The sequence below is a fragment of the Burkholderia sp. MSMB1078WGS genome, from assembly GCF_001528895.1.
Classification (GTDB): domain Bacteria; phylum Pseudomonadota; class Gammaproteobacteria; order Burkholderiales; family Burkholderiaceae; genus Burkholderia.
This window is the reverse complement of the sequence record NZ_LPDI01000109.1, coordinates 1-25,651: the sequence shown is the minus strand read 5'-3', so window position 1 is coordinate 25,651 and position 25,651 is coordinate 1. Positions and strand designations below refer to the sequence as shown.

The window sequence follows — 25,651 nt, the reverse complement described above, 5'->3', positions numbered from 1 at the left end:
TACATGGCGACGATCTTGTCGTCGAAGCCCGTGAAGCGCCGTTCGTGCTTGGGAATCAGGATGGGTTCGAAGCTGCCATCGCGGTCGCGCGGCACCTCGATACGGATCGGACCGTCTTCGGTCAGAACCGTCTTGGCCCCTTTGCCGTTGCGCTGATTCGTGGCGTTGGCCGGCTTGGCAGCACCGGGAGGGTAGCCGAGATGATGATTCATCTCGCCGCCCAGTGCCCGTTCGATCAGCGCCTTCTTGAGCGCTAGCGTCGCGGCATTGATGGCTTCGGCCGTCATCGGGCCGTTGCCGAACTGTTCGAGCAGCTCGGCCGGAATCGCCGGCAGTGCCACCGGCTGGGCTTTCGGTTTGCGAGGCATAAACTCTCCTTGGGAGCATGTTATGCCTTAAACACAAAATTCCTGACAGGCCCAGCGTCAGTTGGACTGGCCTGCAATATCTACCTTGTGTCCCGCACGCTCTATACCTAACGGCCAATCTCTCTAAATTCCCCTTTTCTGAGATGCCAGTCCGACTACACTGGTCATGAAGCCATGCTTCTCGCCATCGGAAGGCAGACGCAGTCCCCTCCACCCCGATGGTCGAAAAGTCTTGCCCAACAAGACGCAGCGGAAGGGGAGAAAGAAGGGGAAACCCGAGGCAACAAAGAAGCGCGGGCCGCATGGGCTGCAACCCATACGACCCGCTGACCACCACCAACTCGCCACAGGAGTCGGAAATGGCTGACACCAATACTAAGCCACGTCATAGAAAGAACAAACCCGTCAACATGCAGAAGACGTTTGAGCTGGTCCTTCGCAACTACCCGGACCTTCCCAAGCGAGGTTGGCCGTACCTGCCGTGGATGAAGGCGATCGATATCAATTTCAAGATCTTCGGATTCAAGCCGGGCGACCGCGTGTACCTGAGGGTCTGCGATGCCAACCGTACGATCACGATCACACCGGACTACGGCCAGTTGGCGCTGCGAGAGCAGCCGTACCACGATCCTGATTGGGTACCGCAGCCGCTATAACGCCTGCAAGGGCCGCTTGACGCGGCTCTAGCGAGTGGAACGCAGGCGTTTCTCGAATGCGATTGACCCCGGGGCGACACAGCCCCGGCCATTGCCGCGAACGCCGCGATTCACACGTCCAGCGACTTTCAACAACTGTCACGACGCAAGGCCCGGGAGGTCGCACCGCGCCTGCCGAAATAGCCGAACGAACGGCCTCACATCACCGCGCGCCAGCCCGCCGCTTCACAACCGTTCCCCGCTGCAACACATACTCGACCCGCGCGCTTTCATCAGCCACGACCCCGATATCGGCGAGCGGATTCCCATCCAGCACGACGAGGTCCGCGATCGCCCCCGTCGCAACCACCCCAAGCTCCCCCGTCATATTGATGATCTCCGCCGCCACCGTCGTTGCCGACCTGAGCGCTTCCAGATTCCCAAGCACCTCCGCCCGAATCCGAAACTCACCGGACTGGAACGCATGCATCTCGCCGAGCAGGTCCGACCCGAACCCCATCTTCACGCCGGCCTTTGCATAGATCTCGAGCGATTCACGTCCTTTCTGCTGCACGGAAGCCACCTTCGCGATGGAGTCCGCCGGCATCCCAAACTCAGCCCCATGTTTAGCGAGCGCGTCATAAGTCACCAACGTCGGCACCACGAACGCCCCCCGCTCATGCATGAGCGCCGCAGCCGCTTCATCCACGAGATTCCCGTGCTCGATCGTCCGCACGCCGCATCTTACGGCCCGTGCAATCGCCCGCCCCGTATACGCATGCGCCATCACATAAGTATTCGCGGCCTCGGCCTCATCGACGATCGCTCGAATCTCATCCTCCGAATACTGCGTATTCGCAATCGGATCAGTCGGCGAAGCCACGCCACCAGAAGCCATGATCTTGATCTGCGCCGCGCCTTTTTGAATTTCTTCACGAACCGCGAGCCGCACACCTTCAACGCCGTCAACCACCCGAGCAATCGCCCCCGTTCGAAAGCAACACGAACAAGGCTCCAGCAAGTCCCCCCGAGGCCGAAAATCCCCATGCCCGCCGGTCTGCGACAACGCCTTCCCCGACGGAAAAATCCGCGGCCCCGGAATCAGCCCCGTCTCGACCGCCTGCATCAGGCTCCAATCCGCGCCCCCCGCATCCCGCACACTGGTAAACCCCCGCGACAACATCGCATCGAGAATCGGCAGCGACCGAATCGCCGCGAGAATATTCGGCTGCATCGCATTCGCGCCCAGGTTCGCATTCGACGCCAGCACATGCACATGGCAATCGATGAACCCCGGCATCACGGTCTTGCCGCGCACGTCGATCACCTGCGCGTTCGGCAAATCCACCGGCCGATCGGTGACTTCGACGATCCGCTCGCCTTCGATCACGACATGATGATGTTCGAGCAACACGCCTCGTTCGAGGTCGAGCACGTTGCCGCCTTGAAGCACGGTAATGGTCATGGAGAAAAAATCCTTATCGAGTCGTTGCGGCCGCACGCTTCGCATCCTTCACGAAGCGCGTGCCGACGAAGCTGACGGCCGCCGCGAGCATCACGTAGAACGCGGGCGCCATGTTGCTGCCGGTGCGCGCGATGAGCCACGTGATCAGGAACGGCGCGAACCCGCCGAAGATCGTCACCGCGAAGTTGTACGCAACGGATAACCCGGTCGACAGCACCTTGGTCGGAAACAGTTCCGCGAACGCCGCGAGGATCGGCCCCGTATAGGCCGCGATCAGCACGCCGAACACGGCCTGGAACACGATCAACGACGTGAACCCGGGCGCGTGGTTGATCCACGAGAACATCGGCCACGCCAGCACGAGGATCGCGAGCGCCGAGCCGGACAGGAACACGCGCCGTCCCCATGCGTCGGCGAGTCGCCCGACGATCGGCGAGCAGCACATGATCATCAGCCCGCCGATCATGCCGGCCGTGAAGCCGGTCGATTGCGGCAGATGCAGCGTGCGCACGGAATAGGTCGGCATGTAGAACAGCAGCACGTAGGTGCAGACGGTCCACAGAATGACCATCGAGAAACTCGCGAACGTCTCGCGCGGATACGTGTGCAGCACTTCCTTCAGCGGCGAGCTTTCCTTCGCCTGCGATTCGACGGCGCTGAACGCGGGTGTCTCGTCGATATGGCTGCGAATGAAGTAACCGACCGGCCCGACGATGATCCCGAGCAGGAACGGCAGCCGCCAGCCCCAGCTATGCAGCGCCTGCGTGTCGAGCGAGGTCGTGACGAACGTGCCGGTCGCCGCACCCAGCAGCACCGCGAAGCCGATGCTCGACTGGATCCAGCTCGAGTAATACGCGCGTTTCTCCGGCGGCGCATATTCGGTGAGGAACGCGGTGGCGCCGCCCATCTCGCCGCCTGCCGAGAAGCCTTGGAGCAGCCGTGCGACGACGATCAACAGCGGCGCGGCGATGCCGGCCTGTTCGTAGGTGGGCGCGATCCCGATCAGCGCGGTGCCGGCCGCCATCAGCAGGATCGTGAGCGACAGCGCGGCCTTGCGGCCTGCCTTGTCGGCATAGACGCCGAGCACGATGCCGCCCACCGGCCGCATGAAGAAGCCCACGCCGAAGGTCGCGACGGTGAGCAGCACGGACGTCAGTTCGTTGCCGGTCGGGAAGAACAGCTTCGCGATGATCACCGCGAAGAAGCTGTAGACGGTGAAGTCGAACCATTCGAGGCCGTTGCCGATCACGGTCGCGACGATGGCGCGGCGGCGCTGTTGCACCGCCGCATCGACGGCAGGCGCGGCGCGTGGAGAAAGCGTTCCTTGCATGGTCTCTTCCTTGGTCAGAAGACGGGACGGCTGCCCCGCACGAATCCCATGCTAAGGAACGCCGGATTTTTTTCTGAAACGAAAGATTCGCATGCAGGCATGCGCTGCACGCATGCGTCGCGCCCGGTATTCAGGACGCGATCTGCTGCTCCGCCTGTTCGAACAGCCAGCGGGTGAACAGGCGGGCGGCCTGGTTCTGCGCGCGGTCGTTCGGCGAGATCACGTAATAGCCGCCGCCGTGGCTCGCGGACGCGTCCGTCACGCGCACGAGCAGGCCGGCTTCGATACAGGCGTCGATCATGTAGCGCCAGCCAAGCGACACGCCTTGACCGAGAATCGTCATCTGCACGATCTGCGGATAGGAATTGATCGTGATGTCCTGCGGCTGCGCCTTCTGCCGGTCGACGTCGTTCAAGTCGAACCATTCGGACCACGACATCCATTGGCGCTGGCCGTCTTCGAGGCGCAGCAGCGTTTCGTTCGCGAGATCGGCCGCGTCGAGCGTGCGGCCGGCCAGATAGCCAGGCGCGCAGACGGGGAACACTTCTTCGTCGAACAGACGGCGTGCGGTGTATTCGGCCGGCGCCTGCTGGCGCACGTAGTAGACGCCCACGTCGAATTCCGCGGGCGACATCGAGGCAAGGCCGTCGCGCACGATCAGGCGCAGCTTGATGTTGGGATACGTGGCGCGAAAGTGCGGCAGCCGCGGTGTGAGCCAGAGCAGCGCGACGCCGGACGAGCATGCGATCGTCAGTTCGAGATCGCCGTACGGTTTCATCACGTCGTGCGTGGCTTGCGCGCATTGCGTGAGCAGATGGTGGACTTGCGCCGCGTATTGCTCGCCGGCGATCGTCAGCCGCAGCGAACGGTGTTCGCGAACGAACAGCGAGCGGCCGAGGAATTCCTCGAGCTGCTGGATCTGGCGGCTGATCGCGCTTTGCGTCAGGTGCAGTTCGGCGGCGGCTTTCGTGAAACTCGCGTGCCGCACGGCGGCTTCGAACGCGATGAGGCACTGAAGGGGCGGCAGAGGCGTGATGCGCATGGCGGTTGGCGGAGTCGATGGCGCTGCCGACATGATACGGGCGCGCTCGACGAAAATCGCACCCTGCAAAGGGCGCTGTGGATTCGTTCTATTCGTGCGAAGATTGCGTGAAACGACACCGACACGTGCCCGAGAATGACGTGACCCTATCGAACCCTGAGAGCAAAGTGAAAGCCGCCGCCGCCCACCCGCCCTGGATGCCCGTCGCGCTGGCCGAACTCGGCATCCGCCGCCATCCGCCGGGCAGCATCAACCCGCGCATCGTCGAGTACAACAACCAGACGAACCTGGTCGGCTACGACGACAAAATCTCCTGGTGCTCGTCGTTCGTGAACTGGTGCATGGTGCACGCCGGATTCCGCGGTACAGGCTCGGCGTTGGCGCGCTCGTGGCTCGAATGGGGCAAACCGCTGGAGCGCCCGGTCTACGGCTGCATCGCGATCCTGACGCGCGATGATCCGGCGAGCTGGAAAGGGCACGTCGGTTTCTACCTGCGTCACGACGCCGAACACGTGCATCTGTTCGGCGGCAATCAATTGGAAGAGGTTCGCGAGCTTGCGTACCCGTTGCATGAAGTAATCGGGTACCGTTGGCCGGCCACTGAATGATCGCGCAGCGACGGCGCGCACAAAACACCCAACGACACCTTTCCCGCCGCTGCTAATCTGTCGAGCGTGCCGCATTGGCCCACCTGGAGCCTGTCGGCGCGCTAACCCGCAGTCGCCGATTTCCGTACCCCCAAGGAACCCGCAGCGCAGACCGGCAATCTTCGTCTCTACGCTGATGCGCAATACAGGCTCCTGTTGAAGCCGGGTGCGACGAATGTACAGGCTCAGGCGAGATAAATGGGTAGTGTGAAAATCTCACGTGGTGTAGTGATATTTCCGCCAATGGAAGGCCGGTCAGGACAGCTGACCGGCCTGGCCAATTACGATCCCTCTCTTGCAGTGGCCTCGATCGCATCCGTGTCCCACTTCCCGCGTCGCGTCGCCTCGGCCAGCATGCCAAGCGTCAGCGGGTAGCGCTTTGGCGGTCGGAGCCGCTTCACGAATAGCCCAATGAGTGACGACAGCAGTTCCTGACCTTCAGGGCCGAAGTATCGCCGGTACGGGAACCCTTTGGCGTCCACGTTGAATGTCTCGGCCCACTTGTCGATAAATTCGATCCCGTCGAGGCCGGTGACGCCGAGATCCTCCTCAAGCCGTGATTGCGGCTGAAGGTTCAGCTTGCCGCCGAACAGCGGCCGGCCAAGCTCCTTACGGGCGAAGGCTTCGAAACGTTCCCAGGTGTCGTCTTTCATGGCTCAGAGCACTCGATCTTCGGGTTTCACGAGTCGGTTGTAGGTCGTCACGGTGTTGCGCATGATCAGAAAGGCATCGCGAGCCAGAAACACCTCGCCTACGACCGGAATCGTCCGGCCGACCCATGCGCCGAGGCGGTGAGTGAAGGCGATTCGAACACCGGACAATCCAACGCCCATGATCATCGGCAGGCGAAACGGTAGCGTCTGCGGGAACAGCTTGCGGGCAGCAAGTGAGGCGACGGAGGTGCCTGGCGTAGCCCCTGAGAATTTGCCGGGGACAGGGACGTCAGCCTGACCAAGCAGCATTGCCGACGCGGCTGCCAGATCGTCCAAACCCAGTTGCTTGCGCGTCTCATCGAACGCCACCAGGGCAAAGACGTCGACGGGTCGTAGATTCTGTCAAGTGCCCTAGGTGTAGCGGTTTTCACTCATTTAATTTTTCCTGATCGAGCAAGGGCGCTGCTCTCTCAGCGTATGCCCCTCGCGAAGGCGATACTTTACCGTATCGCCTGGAACAGCCCGGCAGGTATGTTCGTTGCGATCCGATTCTGGCACATGCTCATCACGCGTATCGTCGCCGTTATCGTGGGGCTGGATATTGCGGTGACCGTGGCTTACTCGATTGCGTTGACGACGGTCCAATGTCTCGGATCGTGCGACTGAATAGTGGGCGCCGGCAAGTATTGAAGTCGGCGCCGCATCGCGACTCCTCCTAGTTTTTCGCCACAGCCTGAGTTTCCACCTCCGTCCCACCCGCCCCCTCATTCCTGCTCCACCCACCCCCAAGCGACCGATACAACGCCACCGCCGCGAGCGCATGCTCGCGCTTGACCTGATTGAGCGAATCCGAATCCCTTAGATAGACCTCCTGCGCCGACAGCACATCGAGAAAATCGGTCGCGCCGCCCTTGTAAAGCTGATTCGCCAACCCAAGCGCTTTATCGGAAGCCGCCAATGCGCTACCCAGCCTCCGCGTCGCCTCATCGGAACTGACGAGATTCGCGCGCGCATCCTCGACTTCCCGCAACGCTTGCAGCATCGTCTGCCGTAACCCGAGTTCGGACTCACGCATCCGGCTTTCGCTCTGCGAGATATCGGCGGTAATCCGTCCCGCGTTGAAGATCGGGCTCGTCGCACTCAGCGCCGCGCTGAAGAGGTTATCGGTCAACGTCGGCAACCCGAGATACGAAGCCGCCAGAATGCCGTCCGTCAGGTTCAACGAAAACTTCGGATAGCGTTCGGCCTTCGCCACGCCCACTTGTGCCGCACGCCGCTCGACTTGAGCGTAGGCAGTCAGCACATCGGGCCGCCGCAACAACGCTTGCGACGGCAACGTCCCCGGCACACCGACCGGTGGCGCCGGAATCTCCCCGGCCTGCGCCAGCACGAGCCGATCGACCGATTCCGGCGTCCGCCCCGAATACACGGCGATCAGATTGAGCTGATGCGATATCTGCGCCTGCGTCGGCGGAATCCTGGCTTCGAGCGCATCGAGCTGGTTCTGCGCACGGGTCACGTCGAGTTCCGTCGACAGTCCGAACGCCTGTCGCTTGCGCGTGAGTTCGAGCGCATGCTGCCGAATCCTCGCGTTGTCCTGCAGGATCTTCAATTCCTGCTGCGCCCAGCGCAGATCGACATACGCGGATGCCGCATCGGCCGCGAGCGCGAGCCGCATCGCATCTTCTGCATGCTTCTGCCCGACCAGCTCCGCTCGAGCGGCCAGCAAATCGAGCCGTTCGCCGCCGAACACGTCGGGCGACCAGCTCAGCGCGAGCCCCGCACCCGCCTGCCGCACATAGCCGAGCGGCGGCGGCGTGTTCTGCCGCGCGTCGGCCGCATGGGCGGTCGCGTCGAGTTCGGGCAGCAGCGCCGCGCGCTTCTGAACGGTCAGCGCCTGCGCCTGCTTCACGCGTTCGGCGGCGGCTTGCAGATCGAGATTGCCGTCGAGCACGGTGGCGATCAACCGGTCGAGCACGGGGTCGTGGAATTGCGCCCACCAAGCGGCGGCGTCGATGTCCGCGCGCGGCACGTCGGTATCCCATGCGGTGGGCGCGAGCGTCCGAACCGATTCGTTCAACGCCGGATGTTGCGCGGGCTGCACCGCACACCCTGCGGCGAATGCGCTGACGGCCAGCGCGACGAGTAGCTTCTTCATGATGATCCTTTGGCCTCAGTGCGCGTCCGGCGGTGGCGCATTCAACGTAATGGGTTTGGAAAACACGACGGCAAGCAGCGCGACGACGAAGCACAGCGACAGTGCGTAGTACGCATCCGCATAGGTGAGCGTCAGTGCTTCGCGATAGATCAGCCGATGCAGGTTCGCGAGGCCGGCCTGTGCGGTATTCAACGTATTGCCGGCCACCGATCCCCAGTACGCGGCCTGGCGATCGAGCAGCGATGCGACCTGCTGTTCGCCGGCGCTCACGTGCTCGTTCAGCCGCAGGTAATGAAAATTCAGCCGGTCGTTGAGCATCGTCGCGCTCACCGCGATGCCGATCGCACCGCCGAGGTTACGCATCAGGTTGAACAACCCGCTCGCCGATTTCAGCCGCGACTGCGGCAGCGAGCCGAGCGCCATCGTCACGATCGGCGGCACGCTGAACTGCTGGCCGATGCCGCGCAGCGCCTGCGGCAGCAGCAATTCCCGCCAGCCCCAGTCGTGCGTGATCGGCGTGTACAGGTAGCAGCCGAGGCCGAAGCAGATCAACCCGAACACGAGCAGCGCACGCATGCTGAAGTAGCGCGCGGCGAACGCATACGCGCACAGCGCGATCAACTGGAACGCGCCGACCGACAGCAGCGCGATGCCGATCTGCAGCGAGCTGAACGCACGCACCTGCGCGAGGAACAGCGGCGTCAGGAACACGGTCACGAAGATCCCGATGCCGGTCACGAACGACAGCAGGCTGCCGATCCCGAAGTTGCGCACGGCGAGCGCGCGCAGGTCGACGATCGGATCGTCGGCGGTCAGTGCGTGCACGATGAACAGGAAGCCGCAGATGCCGGAGATCCACGCGCAGATGACGATTGCGTCGTCGCCGAACCAGTTCTTGCGCGGGCCTTCCTCGAGCACGTATTCGAGGCAGCCGAGGAAGCCGGACATCAGCGCGATGCCGAGATAGTCGCCGCGCTTGATCAGGCTGAGGTCGGGCTCGTCGATATGCACGTAGCGCGGTACGAGCGCGGCCACCGCGATGCCCGGCACGAGGTTCAGGTAGAACAGCCAGTGCCACGACCATTGGTCGGTGATCCAGCCGCCGATCACCGGGCCGATCGCCGGCGCGAGCGATGCGAGCGCGCCGATGGTTGTCGACGCGATCAGTCGCTGCTTGCCGGGGAACAGCACGAACGCGGTGGTGAACACGGTCGGGATCATCGCGGCGCCGAGCGCGCCCTGCATCCCGCGGAACAGGATCATCGAGTCGATGTCCCACGCGAGCCCGCACAGCATGCTGGTGATCGTGAAACCGACGGCCGATGCAACGAACAGCCAGCGCGTCGACATCACCTTCGACAGCCAGCCCGACATCGGGATCACGATGATCTCGGCGATCAGGTACGCGGTCTGCACCCACGACAATTCGTCCTGGCTCGCGGACAGCCCGCCGCCGATGTCGCGCAGCGACGACGCGACGATCTGGATGTCGAGGGTCGCCATGAAGAAGCCGACGCACATCAACGCGAACGCGAACACGCGCTGCTTCGTCGGTTGCGACGCGGGGTCGCCGGAAAACGCGGTGGTCATCGTCGGCTCCCGCTCAGTGCTTGTGGTCGGTATGCACGGTCACGACCGCGGACAGGCCGGGACGCAGCACTTGCTCGATGCCGGGCTGCGGATCGAGATGCACGCGGACGGGCACGCGCTGGACGATCTTCGTGAAGTTGCCGGTCGCGTTCTCGGGCGGCAGTACGCTGAAGGTCGCGCCGGTCGCGGGCGCCAGGCTGTCGACGCGGCCGTGCAGGCGCGTGCTCGACGCATCGAGCGCGACGTCGACGCGATCGCCCGCGCGCATCTTGCGCAACTGGTCTTCCTTGAAGTTCGCGTCGATCCACAGGCCGGACGCGGGCACGACGATCAACAGCGGCACGCCGACGTTCGCGAGCATCCCGACGCGGCCCGTGCGGTTGCCGACGTAGCCGTCGACCGGCGAGCGGATCGTCGTGTATTCGACGTTGAGCGCCGCGACGCGCTGCGCGGCGAGCGCGGTGTTCACGCGGGCGCGCGCATCGGCGAGTTGCGCGCCGAGCACGTCGAGCTGCCGCTTCGAGGCGAGCAGCGCGGCGTCGCTGCGCTCGACGGCCGCGCCGGCCTTCGAGTAATCGGCATCCGCGCGTTCGACGATCTGGTTCGATACGGCGTCCGACTTCACGAGTTCGCGATAGCGCACGCGGTCCGACGCGGCGCGCGTCAGTTCGGCCGACGACGCGTTCTTGTCCGCCGCGTGCTGGCCGATCACCGCGTATTGCAGTTGCTGCTTCGCCTCGAGTTCGGTCACGGCGGCGCGCGCGCTGTCGACTTCGGCGCCGGCCTGCGCGAGCTTCGCGTCGTAGTCGCGTGCATCGAGTTGCACGAGCACGTCGCCGGCCTTCACGCGCTGGTTGTCGGTCACGAGAATCCTGTCGACGAAGCCGTTGACCTTCGGCGCGAGCACCGTCACGTCGCCGCCGACATACGCGTCGTCGGTGCTTTCCTGAAAGCGCAGCACGAACAGCCAGTCGAGCACGGCGGCCGCGACCACGACGACGGCGGCGCCCACCGCGATGCGCATCCACGGCACGCGTCGTTGCTGCTTCGCGGGCCGCTCGGTTGTGGCTGCTTCGCGCGACGAGGCAGCGGCTTGGGTCGTATCCATCGATTCACCTATGTATATGCACTGTTCAAAACGGCCGACGGTACGGCGTCGATCGGGGAAGGGGTCAGCGTTCCGGCAGGTTGTGCGTGATCCGGAACAATTCGTCTCTCAGGCGGGCCGCCTGCGTCGGCCCGAAGCACCGCTCGAACGCTTCCTGTGCGGCGAGCCAGTGCACGTGCGCATCGGCGACCTTCGTTTCGCCGTTCGCGGTCAGCGCGAACGTCTGGCCACGGCAGGGCGGCTCGATGCGCCCCGTCACCAGCGCCGCGCCGACGAGCGGCTTGAGCGCGCGCAGCAGCGCGGTGCGTTCGATCACCAGCACATTCGACAACGTCGCCATCGTCAGGCCGGGCCGGTCGCGCAGCAGCGCGAGGATGCTGTACTGCGACGGCGTGACGCCCGCCCGCGACAGGTAACGCTCGTAGAACTGCGAGATCCGCCGGGCGGCTTGCCGGACTGCGAAGCAATCGTCGTCGGTGAGCGTGGTCTTGTGCATGTGCACATGTTAGGTGGCGGCGCGGTTCGAAGCGAGCGGCGCGGCGGGATCAGATTGGTGTCGTGGCTGTACCAATCGGCGCCGGCAACGCGCGTTCGCGCGCCGGGTCATGCCGCCGCGGGCACGCTCCAGCCTTCGCGGTCGCAATACGCTGCCGTGTAGTCGATGAACGCTTTCACCTTCGCGGGCAGCAGCGCGCGATTCGCGTAGGCGAGCTTGATGTCGACGAACGCATCGACGAGATCGGCGCCTTCCAGCAACTGCACGAGCGCGCCCGATGCGAGTTCGGCCTCGACGAGCGTTTTCGGGACGATGCCGATGCCGAAGTCGTGCATCACCATTTCGCGGTTGAACACGGGGCTGTTCGACGAGATGTCGAAACGGAACGGCACGGTGAGCGTGTCGCCGTCGACGCGGAACGACAGCGCGGGGCGGCGCAGCGACGGCGAGATCGGCACGAACGGATGAAGGGCGAGGTCGGCCGGCGTCTCGGGGCGCGCATTCGCGTGCAGATACGCAGGCGTCGCGACGATCACGACCGGAATGCGCTCGATCAGCCGCACGACGGTCGATTCGCTCGTCAGCATGTACGGCACGACGATGCCGATGTCGTAGCCTTCGCCGACCAGATCGACCGGGCGCTCGGTCAGCGTGACGTCGAGGCGCACGTTCGGATGCGCGGTCTTGAAGCCGGCGATCAGCGGCACGAGGCGGTTCAGCGCGGCCGTCGTATGCGCGACGAGGCGCAGCAGCCCCTCGGGCTCGCGCGTGTGCGTCTGCGCTTGCGCTTCGAGGGCATCGAGCTCGTCGAGTACGGCCGCGCAACGCTCGTAGATCCGCTCGGCCGTTTCGGTCAGCGACACCTGGCGCGTGGTCCGGTGCAGCAGCCGGCTGCCGAAGCGCGCCTCCAGATCCGCGACCGCGCGCGACACGACCGGCCGCGCAAGGCCGTGCATGTCCGCGGCGCGCGTGAAGCTGCGCATTTCCACCACCGACCGGAAGATCCGCAGCTTGTCGATGTAGTCCATGTCCGTCTCCTTGACGCGATGGCCGGCCGCCGGCCAGTGTTACGACGGAGTGTACATTGACTTTATGCATATGCACATATAGATTGCGAAACATGAACGACACCTCGATTGCTCAGACCTGCAACTGCCTCGCGCTGCGCCAGGCGGCGCGCTTCGTCACGCAACTGTACGAGCGCCATCTGGCCCCGATTGGCGTCACGCCCGCGCAGTTCTCGATCATGGCGAACCTCACGCACCGGCCCGGCCTGGTGATGAGCGAACTCGCCGATACGCTCGTGATGGACCGCACGACCTTGCTGCGTGCGCTGAAGCCGTTGCAACGCGACGGCTTCGTCGCGACGGCTGCGTCCGAGCACGATGCGCGTGCTCATGCGCTCCATCTCACGAAGCTCGGCGAGCGCACGTTCGCACGAGCGAAAATCGCGTGGCAGGCCGCTCAGGACGAATTCGACGCGCAGTTCGGCCGCGATCGCGCGAAGGCGTTGCGCAACGAGTTGTTCAGCCTGACGGCGGAACGTTAGGCGCGGCTGGCGGCTCGCTGTGGCGATCGACTGGTGCGAAAACCGAGCCATTGGTACGACGCGGAAGCGTTTGGGTTGTGAAGATTGGTTTTAATGGTGCCCGGTTTTCGAGTGATCTGGACAGTTTTTGTTTCCAGTTGTAGAGTCCTCTGACCGATTTCAGGGCCGGCGCCGCCGGCACGAGTCAGAGGAGCAATCGATGCTGCAGTTGAGTGACCGCGACGACGCGATGTTGCGCGGGGATTTCGGCGACGGCGTCGCCCGCGCGATGCGAATCGTTGCGCGTACGGCGCACGTGATGTCCGCGCCGCACCTGATCGACATTACATCCGCCCACATCGACGGCTGTCTGTATCACGGCCAGGCGAGCCTCGACTTCGTCGACTATTTCGTCGAGACGGGCGCGAAGGTCGCGGTGCCGACCACGCTGAACGTCGGGTCGCTCGACCTGATCCATCCCGAGCTGTACCACGGCGACCGCACGATCCAGCGCGATGCGCAGCGCCTGATGGACGCGCATGTGCTGCTCGGCTGCGAATCGAGCTTCACGTGTGCGCCGTATCAACTGAAGAATCGCCCCGCGATGGGCGAGCAGATCGCGTGGGCCGAATCGAATGCGATCGTGTTCGCGAACTCGGTGCTCGGCGCGCGCACGAGCCGCTACGGCGATTTTCTCGACCTGGCCGCCGCGATCACCGGGCGTGCGCCGTATGCGGGGCTGCATGTCGACGCGAATCGCGCCGCGCGGATCGTGTTCAATGCGCCGGACTTCAGCCGCCTGCCGTCGCGCGACATCTATTTCGCCGCGCTCGGTTTGGCGGTCGGCAAGTTCGCGGGCGCCGTCGTGCCGGCGATCGTCGGGCTGCCGGCGGACACCACCGAGGACGAGCTCAAGGCGCTCGGCGCGGCCGCCGCGTCGAGCGGTGCCGTCGCGCTGTTCCATGCGGTCGGCGTGACGCCCGAGGCGCCGACGCTCGATGCCGCGTTGCACGGGCAGGCGGCGCAACGCACGATCGACATCACGATGGCCGATCTCGACGAGATTCGCCGCACGCTGAATCACGGCGCGGCCGGCGACGCGCTCGTCGCGGTCGCGCTCGGTACGCCGCATTTTTCGCTGGCCGAATTCCGCACGCTCGACACATTGCTCGACGCGTTCGACGGCCAGCCGGCCTGCGATTTCTACGTGAACACGAGCCGCTTCATTTTGTGGGAGCTGGAGCAAGCCGGTCTCGCGGAGAAATTTGCCGCGCGCGGCGTCCAGATCGTTGTCGATACCTGCACGTACATCACGCCGGTGATGAAGCAGTTGTCGGGGCTGGTGATGACCAACTCGGGGAAATGGGCGTCGTATGCGCCCGCGAACATCGGCGTGACGGTTGCGTACGGCAGCATGCGCGAATGCGTGCGGTCCGCATACGAAGGCAAGGTGCGATTCGATGACTGAAGCGACGGGACAATTCTTGACGGGCGACACGCTCGTGCCGGGCAGCGCGTGTGCGCGCCCGTTCGTTCTCGACAAGCCGCTGAGCTTCTGGGGCGGCTACGACTCGGGCGCGGGCAGGATCGTCGATCGCGGGCATCCGCAGGCCGGCGCGAGCGTGGCGGGCAAGGTGATGGTGATGCCGCACGCGAAGGGCTCGAGTTCGAGCAGCAGCGTGCTCGCGGAAGCGGTGCGCAACGGCACGGGGCCGGTTGCGATCGTGCTGAAGGAGTGCGACCTGATCATCTCGATCGGCGCGATCGTGGCCGCCGAGCTGTATGCGATCGCGGTGCCGGTGGTGTGCGTGAGCGACGATGCGTACGACGCGATCGCCGCCGCTACGGGCGACGTGCGGATCGAAGCGGGCGAGGGGGACGGCGGCGCGCGGATTCATATCGGCCGCTGACGCGCTGCGCGCACGTCGCGTCAGAGGAAACGTATGTTCCGCGCCTCCGTGTTCGCAAGAGACAGCGCGCGCTTCGCGGCATTCATCTCGCGCTTGCCGCCGGGCTGCGCGAGCCGCCGGATTTCGGGCCACGCGATCAGGCCGAACACGGTACGCAGAATCGTGCTCAACACGAACAAGCCGATCGTACCTGCGCCGAACCACGCGATCGCATCGACTATCCCGTTTGTGCGTGCTACCGCGGACATGATGCCGGAGGCGAGCATCACGGCAACGAAAATGAACAGCGTCACGAACATGTCGGTTCGAGCGGCGGCGACTTTCGCGGGGCGAACGAGATAGATCGAGCCGTCGGTCGTATTGCGGATGCCGTAGACGGCCAGTCGATCCCGATCTTCGACATAGGCGACATCCAGCCGGTCGCCCGCGACGACGAACAGGCGCCGTGCGCCGCTCGTTCTGAGCACGAGCGGCGCGTCGCATGCGTCGAGTTGCAGCGAGATCTCCTCGATGCCTTGCGTGGTCCAGCCGAGGTTGTTGCTCCAGACTTTCGTACTGGTTGTTTTCTGGCCGACCGATGTCACGCAACCGGATGCGATTCGCAACGAACGATCGGTCATGTGCTGCTCCGTTCCACCGTGAAACCCGTGGGTTCGTATTGCCACTTTTGCTGTGCTTCGCGCCGCTGAGGCCTGAAGATCAGGTCGGACAGGCCGGCGAGCGCCAGCAAGCCGCCCAATACGCTGACAATGCTCACGAACAGGGCCAGCGCCCCGATGAGCGCCCTGTTCGCGCTGAATGCGGCTGCGCCGATCACGAGGCCCAGCACGAACATGCACGACGTCCACGTGAGCAGCGACACGTCGCGCCGCTTTTGCGCAAGCGCGTCGTAAGGCGCGATCGCCACGTCACTGCTCCTGATCCACGCGATTGCGCGACGGCCGCGATCCTCGAAAACGCATGCGCGCACCGCCATGCCGGGCTTCAATTGATCGATCCGCTTGAATGCTTCCGCATCGACGTCACTAGCGGCGATGAAGTAGCAGGCGTCCTGTATCGTAAGGCGGTAAAGCGGCACATTCTTGATGTCGGCTTCGATACGGATGAGATTCGTATCGATGCGGTCGATCGTCGACTCGATCAGGGTGGTGTGATTGCGCATAGGCCAGGCGGGGCACCGGTATGGCATTGATCATACCGATGAAACTGTGGGCATGCATCTCGCGCCGACGGCATCCCCGCGTCATTCGAGTGCAGAATTCCCCGCCGCCTCCCGATACGCGCTCGGCGTCTGCCCGGCCCAACGCCGGAACGCGCGCGTGAAATTCGCCGGGTCGGTGAATTGCAGCCGTTCGGCGATCGTCTTCAGGTCGAGATCCGACGCGGCGAGCAACTGCTTGGCGTCGCGAAACCGTGCTTCGTCGAGCAATTGCCGATAGCTCGATCCGGCTTCCTCGAGCCGGCGCCGCAGCGTGCGCGTCGACACGAGCAGCGCGTCGGCGAGCGTGTCCGGCCCCGGATAATCGCCGGCCGCGCGCGCCAGTTCCGCCCGCGCGCGCCCGACCAGATCGCCTTCCTCCTGCCGCACCTGCGCATACTCTCGCTCGACCTGCACGAGCGCCTGCCGGTGCGCGACTTCATCGGCGAGCGGCAGCGGCCAGTCGAGCGCGTCGCGTGCGATCCACAGCGCATTGGCCGCGCAGCCGAATGCCACCGGCGGCAGCGTATCGCGATAGCGCGCGAAATATGCGGGCTCCGGCCACGCGAATTGCAGCCGGATCGGCGGTGACGCGCGCCCCGACCACTGCGAGATATTCTGCGCGAGCCCCGTGAGCACGAATTCGAACATCACGTGGTGCTGCAGCACGGGGTTCGCCTGCACGCCGTGCAGTTCGAGCGTCGCGCCGCGTTCGTCTTCCGCATAGGTCAGCCGGTATTGGCGATTGCGCATCCGGAAGTAGCGCTGCGTGACCGACAGCGCTTCGCGGATGTCCCGCGCGGTCAGCGTCGCGTAGCCGAGAAAGCCGTGCACGGTCGGCTTCAGCAGCAGCCCGAATGCGAGCCCGATACCCGGATCGCCGCCGATTTCGATCGCGTTGAGTACGAGCCGCCCCCATTGCGACGGCGCGACGCGTGCGTCCGGTTCGGCCAGCACCGCGTCGCGCAGGCCCGTGCCCGCACGCACGGCGGCCAGGTCGACGCCGCGTGCGGCCAGCGCTTGCAGCAGCAGGCGCGTATAGGCGACCGGAATCGTCGGCCGGCGCAGCCCGAGGCGATCCTTGCGAGACGGGGAAGTCATGTCGATTTGGCCGGAAATGACAAGCATTATGGCTGTTTGGCCCCTCACGTTCAAGACGGCGCGCGCCTACGATGGCAGGCATCGCTTATTGGCCGGATCATCATGACGACTCCCTTTCCCCACCTGCTCGCACCGCTCGATCTCGGCTTCACGACGCTGAAGAATCGCGTGCTGATGGGCTCGATGCATACGGGCCTCGAGGACAGCCGCAAGACGCTGCCGCGCCTCGCCGAATATTTCGCCGAGCGTGCGCGCGGCGGAGTCGGCCTGATCGTGACGGGCGGCTTCGCGCCGAACGTGGCCGGCTGGACCAAGCCGTTCGGCGGCATGCTGACGACGTCGGCCGCCGCGCGCCGGCATCGCGAGATCACCGGCGCCGTGCATGCGGAGGACGGCAAGATCGCGCTGCAGATCCTGCATACGGGTCGCTACGGTTATCACCCGTTCGCGGTCGCACCGTCGAAGATCAAATCGCCGATCTCGCCGTTCGCGCCGCACGAGCTGAGCGCGCGCGGCGTCGAGCGGCAGATCCGCGCGTTCGTGCGCTGCGCGACGCTGGCACGCGAAGCCGGTTACGACGGCGTCGAGATCATGGGCTCCGAGGGCTACCTGATCAACCAGTTCATCTCGATGCACACGAACAAGCGCACCGACCGGTGGGGCGGTTCGTACGAGAACCGCATGCGCTTGCCGATCGAGATCGTCGAGCGCACGCGCGAAGCGGTCGGCCGCGATTTCATCCTGATCTACCGGCTGTCGATGCTCGACCTGATTCCGGACGGCAGCGACTGGAGCGAAACCGTGCAGCTCGCGAAGGCGGTCGAGCGCGCGGGCGCGACCATCATCAACACGGGGATCGGCTGGCACGAGGCGCGCGTGCCGACGATCGCGACGTCGGTGCCGCGCGGCGCGTTCGCATGGGTGACGAAGAAGATGAAGGGCGAGGTCGGCATTCCGCTCGTGACGACCAACCGGATCAACCGGCCCGAAGTGGCCGAGCAGATTCTCGCGGACGGCTGCGCGGACATGGTGTCGATGGCGCGCCCGCTGCTTGCGGATGCCGAGTTCGTCGTCAAGGCCGCGCAGGGCCGTGCCGACGAGATCAATACCTGCATCGGCTGCAATCAGGCATGCCTCGATCACGCGTTCAAGAACCAGATCGCATCGTGCCTGCTGAACCCGCGCGCGTGCCACGAGACCGAACTGAAATACACGCCCGCGCCGCAGCCGAAGCGGATCGCGGTGGTCGGCGCGGGGCCGGCCGGGCTCGCCTGCTCGACGGTGCTCGCGCAGCGCGGCCATCGGGTCGACCTGTTCGACGGCGCGGCCGAGATCGGCGGCCAGTTCAACATGGCGAAGCGGATTCCGGGCAAGGAAGAGTTTCATGAAGCGCTGCGCTACTTCGGCCGGCAGGTCGAACTGACCGGCGTGAAGCTGCACCTGAACCGCCGCGTCGACGCGAGTGACCTGATCGCGGGCGGCTACGACGAGATCGTGCTGGCGACCGGCGTCGCGCCGCGCGACCCGAAGATTCCGGGGCAGGACGGGCCGAACGTGCTCAGCTATATCGACGTGCTCGCGGGCAGGCAGCCGGTGGGCCGGCGGGTCGCGGTGGTGGGCGCGGGCGGGATCGGTTTCGATGTCGCCGAATATCTGGTGCAGGGCGGCGAGTCGCCGACGCTCGATCTCGACGAATGGAAAGCGGAGTGGGGCGTGACCGACCCGGCCGCGACGCGCGGCGGCGTGACGCGGGCACAGGCGTCGGCGCCGGCGCGTGAAGTGACGCTGCTGCAGCGCAAGGCCGCCCCGCTCGGCAAGGGGCTCGGCAAGACGACCGGCTGGATTCACCGTGCGACGCTGAAGATGAAGCAGGTGAAGATGATCGGCGGCGTGAACTACGAGCTGATCGATGCGCGCGGGCTGCATGTGTCGTACGGCGAGCAGCGCACCGATCACGAACTGATCGAAGCCGACACGATCGTGCTCTGCACGGGGCAGGAGCCGCAACGTGCGTTGCTCGCGCCGTTGCAGGCCGCCGGGCGCTCGGTGCACCTGATCGGCGGCGCGGAACTGGCGGCCGAACTCGACGCGAAGCGCGCGATCGATCAGGGCGCGCGGCTGGCGGCGCGGCTGTAACGGGTTGCCATTGCGACGGCCGCTCCGGCGTACGTCGCATGGCGACGATCAGCCTGCGCGACGGTTCGCGGCTTGCCGCCCGATGCGCCGATTCGCCGGTGCGGAACTGCGGCGAGCCGCAGTGCCGACCGCACGGCCGCGCAAGGCGGCGACGCGAACTCGGCCGACGGTGGCCGCGATCGCCGGCGCGGCTCAGGCCGCTTCGGCCCGCTCTTCCTCTTCCGCTTCGAGCATCGCCTTGACGATCAGATAGACGGCCGGCAGATCGTCGTCGTCGCGGCGCCAGTCGACCGGCTCCTCGACGTCCGCGGCGACCAGCCGGCTGTCGCGCAGCCGGATGAACGCGTCGACGACGGCCGGATCGTTGCGGTTCAGGAAACCGGGATTCGAGAACGCCAGCTCTTCGACGTTCAGCAGCGCCTGCCAGCTCATCGTGCGCACGGCCGCCGGGTGGGTGCGGCGGCGCAGGCCGAGCGCCCGCTGCGCGGGGCCGCCGACGACACGCTGCAGATCGACGACCGCTCGCTGCGCGGCGCGCTCGAAGTGGACGGGATTGAAGCCGGGTTGCTCGGGATCGAATGCGGAAGCCTGGAACATGGTCGCCTCACAAAAGTCCGTTCGTCTGTGGATGACGGAATTCGGGTCAAATGGTGCAAAAGCACTGTAAATATATACAGTGTTCGATGCGGTTTCAAGTCCCGAATGCAGGATTCCGTGCGTCGGCGATCGACGCGGCGAATCGCGTCGATCGGGCGAACGATCTACACCGCCGCCGCGATCGTTTCCCGCAGCCATCGATGCGCCGGATCGCGATGCATGCGCTCGTGCCACAGCATCGACATTTCATAGCCGGGCACCTCGACCGGTGCGTCCACCACGCGCAGCGCGGGCACGCCGCGCACCAGCCGCTCGGGCAGCATCGCGACGAGGTCGGTGCTCGCGACGGCCGACATCACGAACAGGAAGTGCGGTACCGACAGCACGACGCGCCGTGCGGCGCCGACTTTCGCGAGCGCTTCGTCGGTCACGCCGAAAAAGCCGCCGCCGTCGGGCGACACGATCACGTGCTCGAGCGTGCCGAACTGCGCGAGCGTGGGGCGCCGCTTCAGCTTCGGGTGGCCGGCACGGCCGATCAGCACGTAGCGCTCGACGAACAGCGGCAGGCGCCGCATGCCGGGCGGCGACCCTTCGGTCGTATGGAACGCGAGGTCGACACCGTTTCGTTCGGCATCCTGCTCGATGCGCGGCGGTACGAGCTCGATGACGGCCAGCCGCGTGCCGGGCGCGGTCGACCGCAGCGTGTGCAGCGCGGGCAGCACGATCGTCGATTCGCCGTAGTCGGTCGCGGCCACGCGCCACGTGTTCGTCGCGGTCGCGGGATCGAACGGCGCGGCCGGGAGCACCGTGCGCTCGACCGCTTCGAGCGCGTCGCGCAACGGCTCGCGCAGCGCTTCCGCGCGTGCGGTCGGCCGCATCCCGCGCGGCCCCGGCAGCAGCAGCGGATCGCCGAACACATCGCGCAGTTTCTGCAGCTGCACGCTGACCGACGGCTGTGACATGTTCAGCCGCTCGGCCGCGCGCGTGACGTTGTGCTCGGCGAGCAGCACGTCCAGCGTGACGAGCAGGTTCAGGTCGAGCCTTCTGAGATTATTCATGGCTATAGCTGGAATATCCGAAATTCATTTCAAATATACCTTCGAAGGCGGCATCCTGCAGTCATTCAATCCACGGAGTGACGAGCATGAATGTGCTGATCGTGTATGCCCATCCCGAACCGCGGTCGCTGAACGGCGCGCTGCGCGACTTCGCCGTCGGCCATCTCGAAGCGGCCGGTCACGCGGTGCAGGTGAGCGACCTGTATGCGATGAACTGGAAGGCGGTACTCGATGCGAATGACGTGACCGATCGCACGCATGACGCGCGGTTCGATCCGTCGCTCGATTCGAAGCGCGCGTTCGCGGCAGGTACGCAAAGCGAAGATATCGCGCGGGAGCAGGACAAGCTGAAGTGGGCCGACGCGGTGATCCTGCAGTTTCCGCTGTGGTGGTTCTCGATGCCGGCGATCATGAAGGGCTGGTTCGAGCGCGTGTATGCGTACGGTTTTGCGTACGGCGTCGGCGAGCATTCCGATACGCACTGGGGCGATCGCTACGGCGAAGGCTCGCTGGCCGGCAAGCGGGCGATGATCGTCGTCACGACGGGCGGATGGGAGCCGCACTACAGCCCGCGCGGCATCAACGGGCCGATCGACGACTTGCTGTTCCCGATCCAGCACGGCGTGCTGTATTACCCGGGGTTCGACGTGCTGCCGCCGTTCGTGATCTATCGGACGGGCAAGATGAACGCCGCGCGCTTCGACGAAACGTGTACGGCGCTCGGCCAGCGTCTCGACGATCTGTGGACCACGCCGCCGATTCCGTTCCGCCGCCAGAACGCGGGCGACTACGAGATTCCGGCGCTGACGTTGAAGGAGGAGATCGCGCCGGGGACGGTGGGGTTCGCCGCGCATCTGGCCGCGTGACAGGAGCTGCGCACGTCGACGCGCGGCGATGCGGGTCACCGTCGCCGAATGCAAAACGCCCCGGGCGGCCTGCGTGACATCGCCGGCCGCCCGGGGCGTGCATCTCGCGGCCGTCGGTCACGGTCGCGCTGCATCGTTGCTTACCGATCGTCTTCCCGCACCGACGAAGGATGCCGGCACAGCGCCCGCACCTCCATCTCCATATACGGAAACAGCGGCAACTGACTCAGCACGTCGTGCAGTTGCTGCACGCTGTCGATGTCGAAGATACTGACGTTCGCATACTGCCCGGCGATCCGCCACAGATGCCGCCACACGCCTTCGTTCATCAACCGCTGGCACATCGCCTTTTCTTCCGCCTTCAGCGTCGCCGCCTTGACCGGATCCATGTCCGCCGGCAGGCGAACGGTCATTTCCACATGAAACAGCATCCTGCACTCCTTGCGTTGTCGATTCGTCGAACGGGACGGGCGCTCACGCCTGCGCGCGGGGCCGATCGACTTCGCTCCCCGGCACGTCCTGCTTGTCCTTGAGCAGCGAGAAATCGAAGTCGATCAGCGCGAACTGCCCGTCGACGCCGTACGGCTTGCCTTCCGCGCCCTCCGCCTGCCTGACCGGCGGGATCAGCCCGTCGCGCGTCGCGAACGCGAAGTCGTCCCACAGATGCGGATCGCCATCGATGTTGATCTGCGTCGTCAGCTTACGATACCCGTCCGCGGAAACGAAGAAATGGATGTGCGCCGGACGATGGCCGTGGCGGCCGAGCTGGTCGAGCAGTTGCTCGGTCTTGCTGCCCGGCGGCACGCTGTAGCCGACCGGCAGCACGCTGCGGAAGCTGTAACGGCCTTCGGCATCGGTGCGGATCGAGCGGCGCAGATTGAACGCGGGCTGCGACGGGTCGAAGTACGAGTAATTGCCCAGGTGGTTCGCATGCCACACCTCGACCAGCGCGTTCGCGAGCGGCGCGCCGTCCTGGCCGAGCACCCGGCCGCGCATGATCAGCGTCTGGCCCGGATCGGTGCCGTCGTCGAGCCGTGCATGGCCGACCGATTCCGGCGCGCCGGCGACATACAGCGGCCCTTCGATCGTGCGCGGCGTGCCGCCGTGGATGCCGGCCTTTTCCTCGGCTTCGTCCATCCGCACGTCGAGGAAGCGTTCGAGGCCGAGGCCCGCGGCGATCAGCCCGAATTCACGGCCGGCTTCGTTCAGGAAGTTCAGGGCCGTCCAGAATTCGCTCGGCTGCACGTCGAAGTCCTCGATCGTGTAGCAGATGTCCTTCACGATCCGGTTGACGATCGCGCGCACGCGCGGGTTGCCGGGCTTCTCGGCGGCGTCGTCGAAGGTCTTCAGCAGTGCGTCGATGGCTTGCTTGTTCATCTGTGTCTCCGGTTTCGGTTGTCGTGTGGGGATCAGCGGGCGTCGCGCCGCATCCGTTCGATGCGGGCCCAGTCGAAGGTGAGGCCGAGGCCGGGCGCTGCCGGCAGATGCAGCTTGAAGTCCTGGTAGCGCAGCGGCTCGACGAGGATCTCCTCGGTGAGCAGCAGCGGGCCGAACAGTTCGGTGCCCCATTTCAGCGAGTCGAACGTGCTGAACAGTTGCGCGGACGCCATCGTGCCGGCCGCGCCTTCGAGCATCGTGCCGCCGTACAGTTCGATGCCGGCCGCCGCGGCGATCGACGCGACGCTCGCCGCGCCCTGCAGGCCGCCCGATTGCGCGATCTTCACCGCGAACACGTCGGCCGCGCGATCCTGCGCGAGCGCGAACGCGTCGACGGGGCCGTGCAGCGCCTCGTCGGCCATGATCGGCACCTGCGCGAGCTGCGTGAGGCGTTTCAGCCCCGCACGGTTGGTCGCGGCGATCGGCTGCTCGACGAGGCTCACGCCGGCGTCGGCGAGCCGCGCGCCGGCCCAGATCGCCTCGGTTTCGCTCCAGGCCTGGTTCACGTCGACCCGCACGTCGCCGCGCTCGCCGAGCGCGCGCTTGATCGCGACGACGTGCGCCACGTCGTCGGCGACCGCGTTCGCGCCAATCTTCAGCTTGAACGCACGATGGCGGCGGGCTTCGAGCATCGCTTCGGCTTCCGCGATGTCGCGCTGCGTGTCGCCGCTCGCGAGCGTCCATGCGACATCGACGGCATCGGTCCGCCGCCCGCCGAACAGCTCGGACAGCGGCACGCCCAGACGCTGCGCCTGCGCGTCGAACAGCGCGGTCTCGATCGCGCACTTCGCGAAGCGGTTGCCCTGGAACAGCTTGCGCACCCGCGCCATTGCGGCGCCGGGGCGCGTCGCGTCCATGCCTTGCAGCAGCGGCGCGAAATAGGTGTCGAGGTTGACCTTGATGCTTTCGGGGCTTTCCTCGCCATAGGCGAGGCCGCCGATGGTCGTCGCCTCGCCGACGCCTTCGATACCGTCCGTGCATCGAATTCGGACCAATACGAGCGTCTGGCAATTCATCGTGGCGACCGACAATTTGTGGGGCCTGATCGTCGGCACATCGACCAGCAACGTCTCGATGCGCTCGATGGCGGCGGCGGTTGCTATCATGCGATTCCTCCTGTTGGTGCACATGGTAGGAATTCCCGCCCCGCGTCGTCCAACACTCTTTCCGACTACTTCCATACCTTTGAGGCATGAAATGGAATTGCGTCAGCTCCGTTACTTCATCGCCGTCGCCGAGGAAATGAACATCACGCGGGCCGCGGAGCGGCTGCACATGACGCAGCCGCCGCTGAGCCGCCAGCTCCAGGCGATCGAGGACGAGATCGGGTTGCCGCTGTTCGAGCGCGGCGCGCGGCCGCTGAAACTGACCGATGCCGGGCGCGTGTTCTATGCCCAGGCGAAACGTCTGGTCGACCAGGCCGACGAGTTCGGGCCGCTGACGCGGCGGCTCGCGCAACTGTCGGAGCGGATCGTGATCGGTTTCGTGCCGTCGACGCTGTACGGCGCGCTGCCGGACGTGATCCGTGCGTTTCGCGAGGCGCAGCCGGACGTCGAGCTGTCGCTGATCGAGATGTTCACGCTCGAACAACTGGGCGCGCTGAAGGGCGGGCGGATCGACGTGGGGTTCGGCCGCTTGCGCTTCGACGACGACCAACTGGTGCGCGAGGCGCTGATCGAGGAGAAGCTGATCGCGGCGCTGCCGGTCGGGCATCGGCTCGCCGATCCGGCCCGGCCGCTGACGCTCGCGGATCTCGCGAACGAGACGATGATCGTCTATCCGAGCACGCCGCGGCCGAGCTTCGCCGATCAGCAGTTGTCGGCGCTGCGCGACGGGGCGGTCGTGCCGGCGGCCGTGCACGAGGTGCGCGAACTGCAGACGGCGCTCGGGCTCGTCGCCGCCCAGGTGGGCGTGTCGCTGGTGCCGGAGAGCGTGGAGGGCGTGCGCGTGAAGGGCGTCGTCTATCGGCGGCTGCCGGAGCCGGGCGCGACGTCGCCGATCATCATGAGCCGCCGGCTGCACGGCGAAAGCGCCGCCACGGCGGCGTTCTGCGCGATTGCGCGGGAGATGATCGTGCCGGCCGCATAGCGAAGCCGACCGCCTCCCGACTGCAACTAACGGCCCGGCCCGGCGGCGGCGAGCGGACGCATGTGCGAGGTCCGTTGCGGGGCGATGTCGGTGGGCATCGGCATGCGGCTACCGCGGGCGAGGCGGCAGGCAGATCGGAAGGTCTGGAAGGTCTGGAAGGTCGGGAAGGTCGGGAAGGTCGGGAAGGTCGGGAAGGTCGGGAAGGTCGGGAAGGTCGGGAAGGTCGGGAAGGTCGGGAAG

27 protein-coding genes and 1 pseudogene are annotated in these 25,651 nt (G+C 65.7%); 8 read left to right on the top strand and 20 right to left on the bottom strand.

The annotated features are described in order from the left end of the window. Nucleotides 1-368 (bottom strand): transposase (locus WT24_RS29215; protein ID WP_179949304.1); only part of this gene is annotated, 368 nt, incomplete at its 3' end. A gap of 359 nt (nucleotides 369-727) precedes the next feature. On the opposite strand from WT24_RS29215, the gene WT24_RS29210 reads away from it, so the two are divergent. Beyond that, complete coding sequence (locus WT24_RS29210; protein WP_060036737.1) at nucleotides 728-1,024, top strand: hypothetical protein; 297 nt, start codon at nucleotides 728-730, stop codon at nucleotides 1,022-1,024. Between the two features lie 202 nt (nucleotides 1,025-1,226). Here WT24_RS29210 and WT24_RS29205 read toward each other — a convergent pair whose 3' ends face one another. The 3 genes from WT24_RS29205 to WT24_RS29195 all read right to left on the bottom strand — a co-directional run bounded on the left by WT24_RS29205 (nucleotide 1,227) and on the right by WT24_RS29195 (nucleotide 4,840). Further along, on the bottom strand, nucleotides 1,227-2,468 hold the full coding sequence (locus WT24_RS29205; RefSeq protein ID WP_060036736.1) for an amidohydrolase family protein: 1,242 nt from the start codon (nucleotides 2,466-2,468) through the stop codon (nucleotides 1,227-1,229). 13 nt (nucleotides 2,469-2,481) lie between these two features. After that, complete coding sequence (locus tag WT24_RS29200; RefSeq protein WP_060036734.1) at nucleotides 2,482-3,798, bottom strand: MFS transporter; 1,317 nt, start codon at nucleotides 3,796-3,798, stop codon at nucleotides 2,482-2,484. Between the two features lie 130 nt (nucleotides 3,799-3,928). Next, on the bottom strand, nucleotides 3,929-4,840 hold the full coding sequence (locus tag WT24_RS29195) for a LysR substrate-binding domain-containing protein (RefSeq protein ID WP_060036733.1): 912 nt from the start codon (nucleotides 4,838-4,840) through the stop codon (nucleotides 3,929-3,931). Between the two features lie 197 nt (nucleotides 4,841-5,037). Here WT24_RS29195 and WT24_RS29190 point away from each other — a divergent pair, with 197 nt between their 5' ends. Beyond that, on the top strand, nucleotides 5,038-5,448 hold the full coding sequence (locus WT24_RS29190) for a TIGR02594 family protein (protein WP_059501399.1): 411 nt from the start codon (nucleotides 5,038-5,040) through the stop codon (nucleotides 5,446-5,448). A 320-nt stretch (nucleotides 5,449-5,768) separates the two neighbouring features. On the opposite strand, the gene WT24_RS29185 is transcribed toward WT24_RS29190, so the two are convergent. From WT24_RS29185 to WT24_RS29150, 7 genes and pseudogenes are all read right to left on the bottom strand, one after another. Then, a complete protein-coding gene (locus WT24_RS29185; protein WP_059501353.1) occupies nucleotides 5,769-6,140 on the bottom strand; it encodes a DUF1493 family protein in 372 nt (123 codons plus the stop codon). Nucleotides 6,141-6,143: 3 nt separating this feature from the next. Further along, nucleotides 6,144-6,542: pseudogene (locus WT24_RS29180) on the bottom strand (STM2901 family protein); the annotation flags it as partial. A gap of 313 nt (nucleotides 6,543-6,855) precedes the next feature. Continuing rightward, nucleotides 6,856-8,298 carry an efflux transporter outer membrane subunit gene (locus tag WT24_RS29170; RefSeq protein ID WP_060036729.1) on the bottom strand — a complete coding sequence of 481 codons (1,443 nt, stop codon included), beginning with the start codon at nucleotides 8,296-8,298 and terminating at the stop codon, nucleotides 6,856-6,858. 15 nt (nucleotides 8,299-8,313) lie between these two features. After that, entirely contained in the window at nucleotides 8,314-9,888 is a 1,575-nt protein-coding gene (locus WT24_RS29165) for a DHA2 family efflux MFS transporter permease subunit (RefSeq protein ID WP_060036727.1), read from the bottom strand. A 13-nt stretch (nucleotides 9,889-9,901) separates the two neighbouring features. Then, nucleotides 9,902-10,996, bottom strand: coding sequence for an HlyD family secretion protein (locus WT24_RS29160; protein WP_060036725.1), 1,095 nt, complete (start codon nucleotides 10,994-10,996; stop codon nucleotides 9,902-9,904). A 64-nt stretch (nucleotides 10,997-11,060) separates the two neighbouring features. Beyond that, nucleotides 11,061-11,492 (bottom strand): MarR family winged helix-turn-helix transcriptional regulator, encoded by a 432-nt coding sequence (locus WT24_RS29155; protein WP_060036723.1) that lies wholly within the window; start codon nucleotides 11,490-11,492, stop codon nucleotides 11,061-11,063. A 107-nt stretch (nucleotides 11,493-11,599) separates the two neighbouring features. Beyond that, a complete protein-coding gene (locus WT24_RS29150) occupies nucleotides 11,600-12,520 on the bottom strand; it encodes a LysR family transcriptional regulator (protein WP_060036721.1) in 921 nt (306 codons plus the stop codon). A 92-nt stretch (nucleotides 12,521-12,612) separates the two neighbouring features. On the opposite strand from WT24_RS29150, the gene WT24_RS29145 reads away from it, so the two are divergent. The 3 genes from WT24_RS29145 (at nucleotide 12,613) to WT24_RS29135 (ending at nucleotide 14,930) form a co-directional block, all read left to right on the top strand. Beyond that, the gene (locus WT24_RS29145; RefSeq protein ID WP_060036719.1) at nucleotides 12,613-13,041 is read left to right on the top strand and encodes a MarR family winged helix-turn-helix transcriptional regulator; all 429 of its coding nucleotides are present in this window, start codon (nucleotides 12,613-12,615) and stop codon (nucleotides 13,039-13,041) included. 199 nt (nucleotides 13,042-13,240) lie between these two features. Continuing rightward, on the top strand, nucleotides 13,241-14,488 hold the full coding sequence (locus WT24_RS29140; protein WP_060036717.1) for an aconitase X: 1,248 nt from the start codon (nucleotides 13,241-13,243) through the stop codon (nucleotides 14,486-14,488). Then, nucleotides 14,481-14,930, top strand: coding sequence for an aconitase X swivel domain-containing protein (locus WT24_RS29135; RefSeq protein ID WP_060036715.1), 450 nt, complete (start codon nucleotides 14,481-14,483; stop codon nucleotides 14,928-14,930). Before WT24_RS29140 ends, WT24_RS29135 begins: the two co-directional genes overlap by 8 nt. Before the next feature lie 20 nt (nucleotides 14,931-14,950). Here the strand turns inward: WT24_RS29135 and WT24_RS33880 are convergent, their stop codons facing one another. From WT24_RS33880 to WT24_RS29120, 3 genes are all read right to left on the bottom strand, one after another. After that, nucleotides 14,951-15,550, bottom strand: coding sequence for a hypothetical protein (locus WT24_RS33880; RefSeq protein WP_082742319.1), 600 nt, complete (start codon nucleotides 15,548-15,550; stop codon nucleotides 14,951-14,953). Further along, entirely contained in the window at nucleotides 15,547-16,092 is a 546-nt protein-coding gene (locus tag WT24_RS29125) for a hypothetical protein (RefSeq protein WP_060036713.1), read from the bottom strand. The genes WT24_RS33880 and WT24_RS29125 overlap by 4 nt, the downstream gene beginning before the upstream one ends. An 81-nt stretch (nucleotides 16,093-16,173) precedes the next feature. Continuing rightward, nucleotides 16,174-17,256 (bottom strand): AraC family transcriptional regulator, encoded by a 1,083-nt coding sequence (locus WT24_RS29120; RefSeq protein ID WP_060036711.1) that lies wholly within the window; start codon nucleotides 17,254-17,256, stop codon nucleotides 16,174-16,176. Nucleotides 17,257-17,331: 75 nt separating this feature from the next. Between WT24_RS29120 and WT24_RS29115 the strand changes: the two genes are divergently transcribed. After that, a complete protein-coding gene (locus WT24_RS29115; RefSeq protein WP_060036709.1) occupies nucleotides 17,332-19,365 on the top strand; it encodes an NADPH-dependent 2,4-dienoyl-CoA reductase in 2,034 nt (677 codons plus the stop codon). Between the two features lie 192 nt (nucleotides 19,366-19,557). Here WT24_RS29115 and WT24_RS29110 read toward each other — a convergent pair whose 3' ends face one another. Both WT24_RS29110 and WT24_RS29105 read right to left on the bottom strand, forming a co-directional pair. Next, a complete protein-coding gene (locus tag WT24_RS29110; RefSeq protein ID WP_034205328.1) occupies nucleotides 19,558-19,962 on the bottom strand; it encodes a DUF2471 family protein in 405 nt (134 codons plus the stop codon). Between the two features lie 164 nt (nucleotides 19,963-20,126). Further along, nucleotides 20,127-21,020 (bottom strand): LysR family transcriptional regulator, encoded by an 894-nt coding sequence (locus WT24_RS29105; RefSeq protein WP_059501329.1) that lies wholly within the window; start codon nucleotides 21,018-21,020, stop codon nucleotides 20,127-20,129. Nucleotides 21,021-21,106: 86 nt separating this feature from the next. Between WT24_RS29105 and WT24_RS29100 the strand changes: the two genes are divergently transcribed. Beyond that, nucleotides 21,107-21,886, top strand: coding sequence for an NAD(P)H-dependent oxidoreductase (locus WT24_RS29100; protein ID WP_059501327.1), 780 nt, complete (start codon nucleotides 21,107-21,109; stop codon nucleotides 21,884-21,886). A 140-nt stretch (nucleotides 21,887-22,026) separates the two neighbouring features. Here the strand turns inward: WT24_RS29100 and catC are convergent, their stop codons facing one another. The 3 genes from catC to WT24_RS29085 are packed head-to-tail and all read right to left on the bottom strand — an operon-like array spanning nucleotide 22,027 to nucleotide 24,429. After that, a complete protein-coding gene (catC, locus tag WT24_RS29095) occupies nucleotides 22,027-22,317 on the bottom strand; it encodes a muconolactone Delta-isomerase (protein WP_060036707.1) in 291 nt (96 codons plus the stop codon). Between the two features lie 43 nt (nucleotides 22,318-22,360). Continuing rightward, nucleotides 22,361-23,263 carry a catechol 1,2-dioxygenase gene (gene catA, locus WT24_RS29090; protein ID WP_060036705.1) on the bottom strand — a complete coding sequence of 301 codons (903 nt, stop codon included), beginning with the start codon at nucleotides 23,261-23,263 and terminating at the stop codon, nucleotides 22,361-22,363. Nucleotides 23,264-23,295: 32 nt separating this feature from the next. Next, nucleotides 23,296-24,429: a muconate/chloromuconate family cycloisomerase gene (locus WT24_RS29085; protein WP_060036703.1), complete on the bottom strand. Its 1,134-nt coding sequence runs from the start codon at nucleotides 24,427-24,429 to the stop codon at nucleotides 23,296-23,298. Between the two features lie 91 nt (nucleotides 24,430-24,520). On the opposite strand from WT24_RS29085, the gene WT24_RS29080 reads away from it, so the two are divergent. Then, nucleotides 24,521-25,411, top strand: a complete 891-nt coding sequence (locus tag WT24_RS29080) for a LysR family transcriptional regulator (RefSeq protein ID WP_060036701.1) — start codon at nucleotides 24,521-24,523, stop codon at nucleotides 25,409-25,411. Nucleotides 25,412-25,437: 26 nt separating this feature from the next. Here WT24_RS29080 and WT24_RS35040 read toward each other — a convergent pair. Beyond that, nucleotides 25,438-25,651, bottom strand: a 214-nt coding sequence (locus tag WT24_RS35040) for a hypothetical protein (protein ID WP_179949407.1), incomplete at its 5' end; no start/stop codon positions are given.

Excerpts from the sequence above, each read along its gene's own strand:
- WT24_RS29155 (WP_060036723.1), bottom strand. The coding sequence starts at position 11,492 with ATGCACAAGACCACGCTCACCGACGACGATTGCTTCGCAGTCCGGCAA.
- WT24_RS29120 (WP_060036711.1), bottom strand. The coding sequence starts at position 17,256 with ATGCTTGTCATTTCCGGCCAAATCGACATGACTTCCCCGTCTCGCAAG.
- WT24_RS29145 (WP_060036719.1), top strand. The coding sequence starts at position 12,613 with ATGAACGACACCTCGATTGCTCAGACCTGCAACTGCCTCGCGCTGCGC.
- WT24_RS29105 (WP_059501329.1), bottom strand. The coding sequence starts at position 21,020 with ATGAATAATCTCAGAAGGCTCGACCTGAACCTGCTCGTCACGCTGGAC.
- WT24_RS29160 (WP_060036725.1), bottom strand. The coding sequence starts at position 10,996 with ATGGATACGACCCAAGCCGCTGCCTCGTCGCGCGAAGCAGCCACAACC.
- WT24_RS29115 (WP_060036709.1), top strand. The coding sequence starts at position 17,332 with ATGACGACTCCCTTTCCCCACCTGCTCGCACCGCTCGATCTCGGCTTC.
- WT24_RS29200 (WP_060036734.1), bottom strand. The coding sequence starts at position 3,798 with ATGCAAGGAACGCTTTCTCCACGCGCCGCGCCTGCCGTCGATGCGGCG.
- WT24_RS29150 (WP_060036721.1), bottom strand. The coding sequence starts at position 12,520 with ATGGACTACATCGACAAGCTGCGGATCTTCCGGTCGGTGGTGGAAATG.
- WT24_RS29100 (WP_059501327.1), top strand. The coding sequence starts at position 21,107 with ATGAATGTGCTGATCGTGTATGCCCATCCCGAACCGCGGTCGCTGAAC.
- catC (WP_060036707.1), bottom strand. The coding sequence starts at position 22,317 with ATGCTGTTTCATGTGGAAATGACCGTTCGCCTGCCGGCGGACATGGAT.
- WT24_RS29195 (WP_060036733.1), bottom strand. The coding sequence starts at position 4,840 with ATGCGCATCACGCCTCTGCCGCCCCTTCAGTGCCTCATCGCGTTCGAA.
- WT24_RS29140 (WP_060036717.1), top strand. The coding sequence starts at position 13,241 with ATGCTGCAGTTGAGTGACCGCGACGACGCGATGTTGCGCGGGGATTTC.
- WT24_RS29135 (WP_060036715.1), top strand. The coding sequence starts at position 14,481 with ATGACTGAAGCGACGGGACAATTCTTGACGGGCGACACGCTCGTGCCG.
- WT24_RS29170 (WP_060036729.1), bottom strand. The coding sequence starts at position 8,298 with ATGAAGAAGCTACTCGTCGCGCTGGCCGTCAGCGCATTCGCCGCAGGG.
- WT24_RS29080 (WP_060036701.1), top strand. The coding sequence starts at position 24,521 with ATGGAATTGCGTCAGCTCCGTTACTTCATCGCCGTCGCCGAGGAAATG.
- WT24_RS29125 (WP_060036713.1), bottom strand. The coding sequence starts at position 16,092 with ATGCGCAATCACACCACCCTGATCGAGTCGACGATCGACCGCATCGAT.
- WT24_RS29210 (WP_060036737.1), top strand. The coding sequence starts at position 728 with ATGGCTGACACCAATACTAAGCCACGTCATAGAAAGAACAAACCCGTC.
- WT24_RS29085 (WP_060036703.1), bottom strand. The coding sequence starts at position 24,429 with ATGATAGCAACCGCCGCCGCCATCGAGCGCATCGAGACGTTGCTGGTC.
- WT24_RS29185 (WP_059501353.1), bottom strand. The coding sequence starts at position 6,140 with ATGAAAGACGACACCTGGGAACGTTTCGAAGCCTTCGCCCGTAAGGAG.
- WT24_RS29190 (WP_059501399.1), top strand. The coding sequence starts at position 5,038 with ATGCCCGTCGCGCTGGCCGAACTCGGCATCCGCCGCCATCCGCCGGGC.
- WT24_RS29205 (WP_060036736.1), bottom strand. The coding sequence starts at position 2,468 with ATGACCATTACCGTGCTTCAAGGCGGCAACGTGCTCGACCTCGAACGA.
- WT24_RS33880 (WP_082742319.1), bottom strand. The coding sequence starts at position 15,550 with ATGACCGATCGTTCGTTGCGAATCGCATCCGGTTGCGTGACATCGGTC.
- WT24_RS29110 (WP_034205328.1), bottom strand. The coding sequence starts at position 19,962 with ATGTTCCAGGCTTCCGCATTCGATCCCGAGCAACCCGGCTTCAATCCC.
- catA (WP_060036705.1), bottom strand. The coding sequence starts at position 23,263 with ATGAACAAGCAAGCCATCGACGCACTGCTGAAGACCTTCGACGACGCC.
- WT24_RS29165 (WP_060036727.1), bottom strand. The coding sequence starts at position 9,888 with ATGACCACCGCGTTTTCCGGCGACCCCGCGTCGCAACCGACGAAGCAG.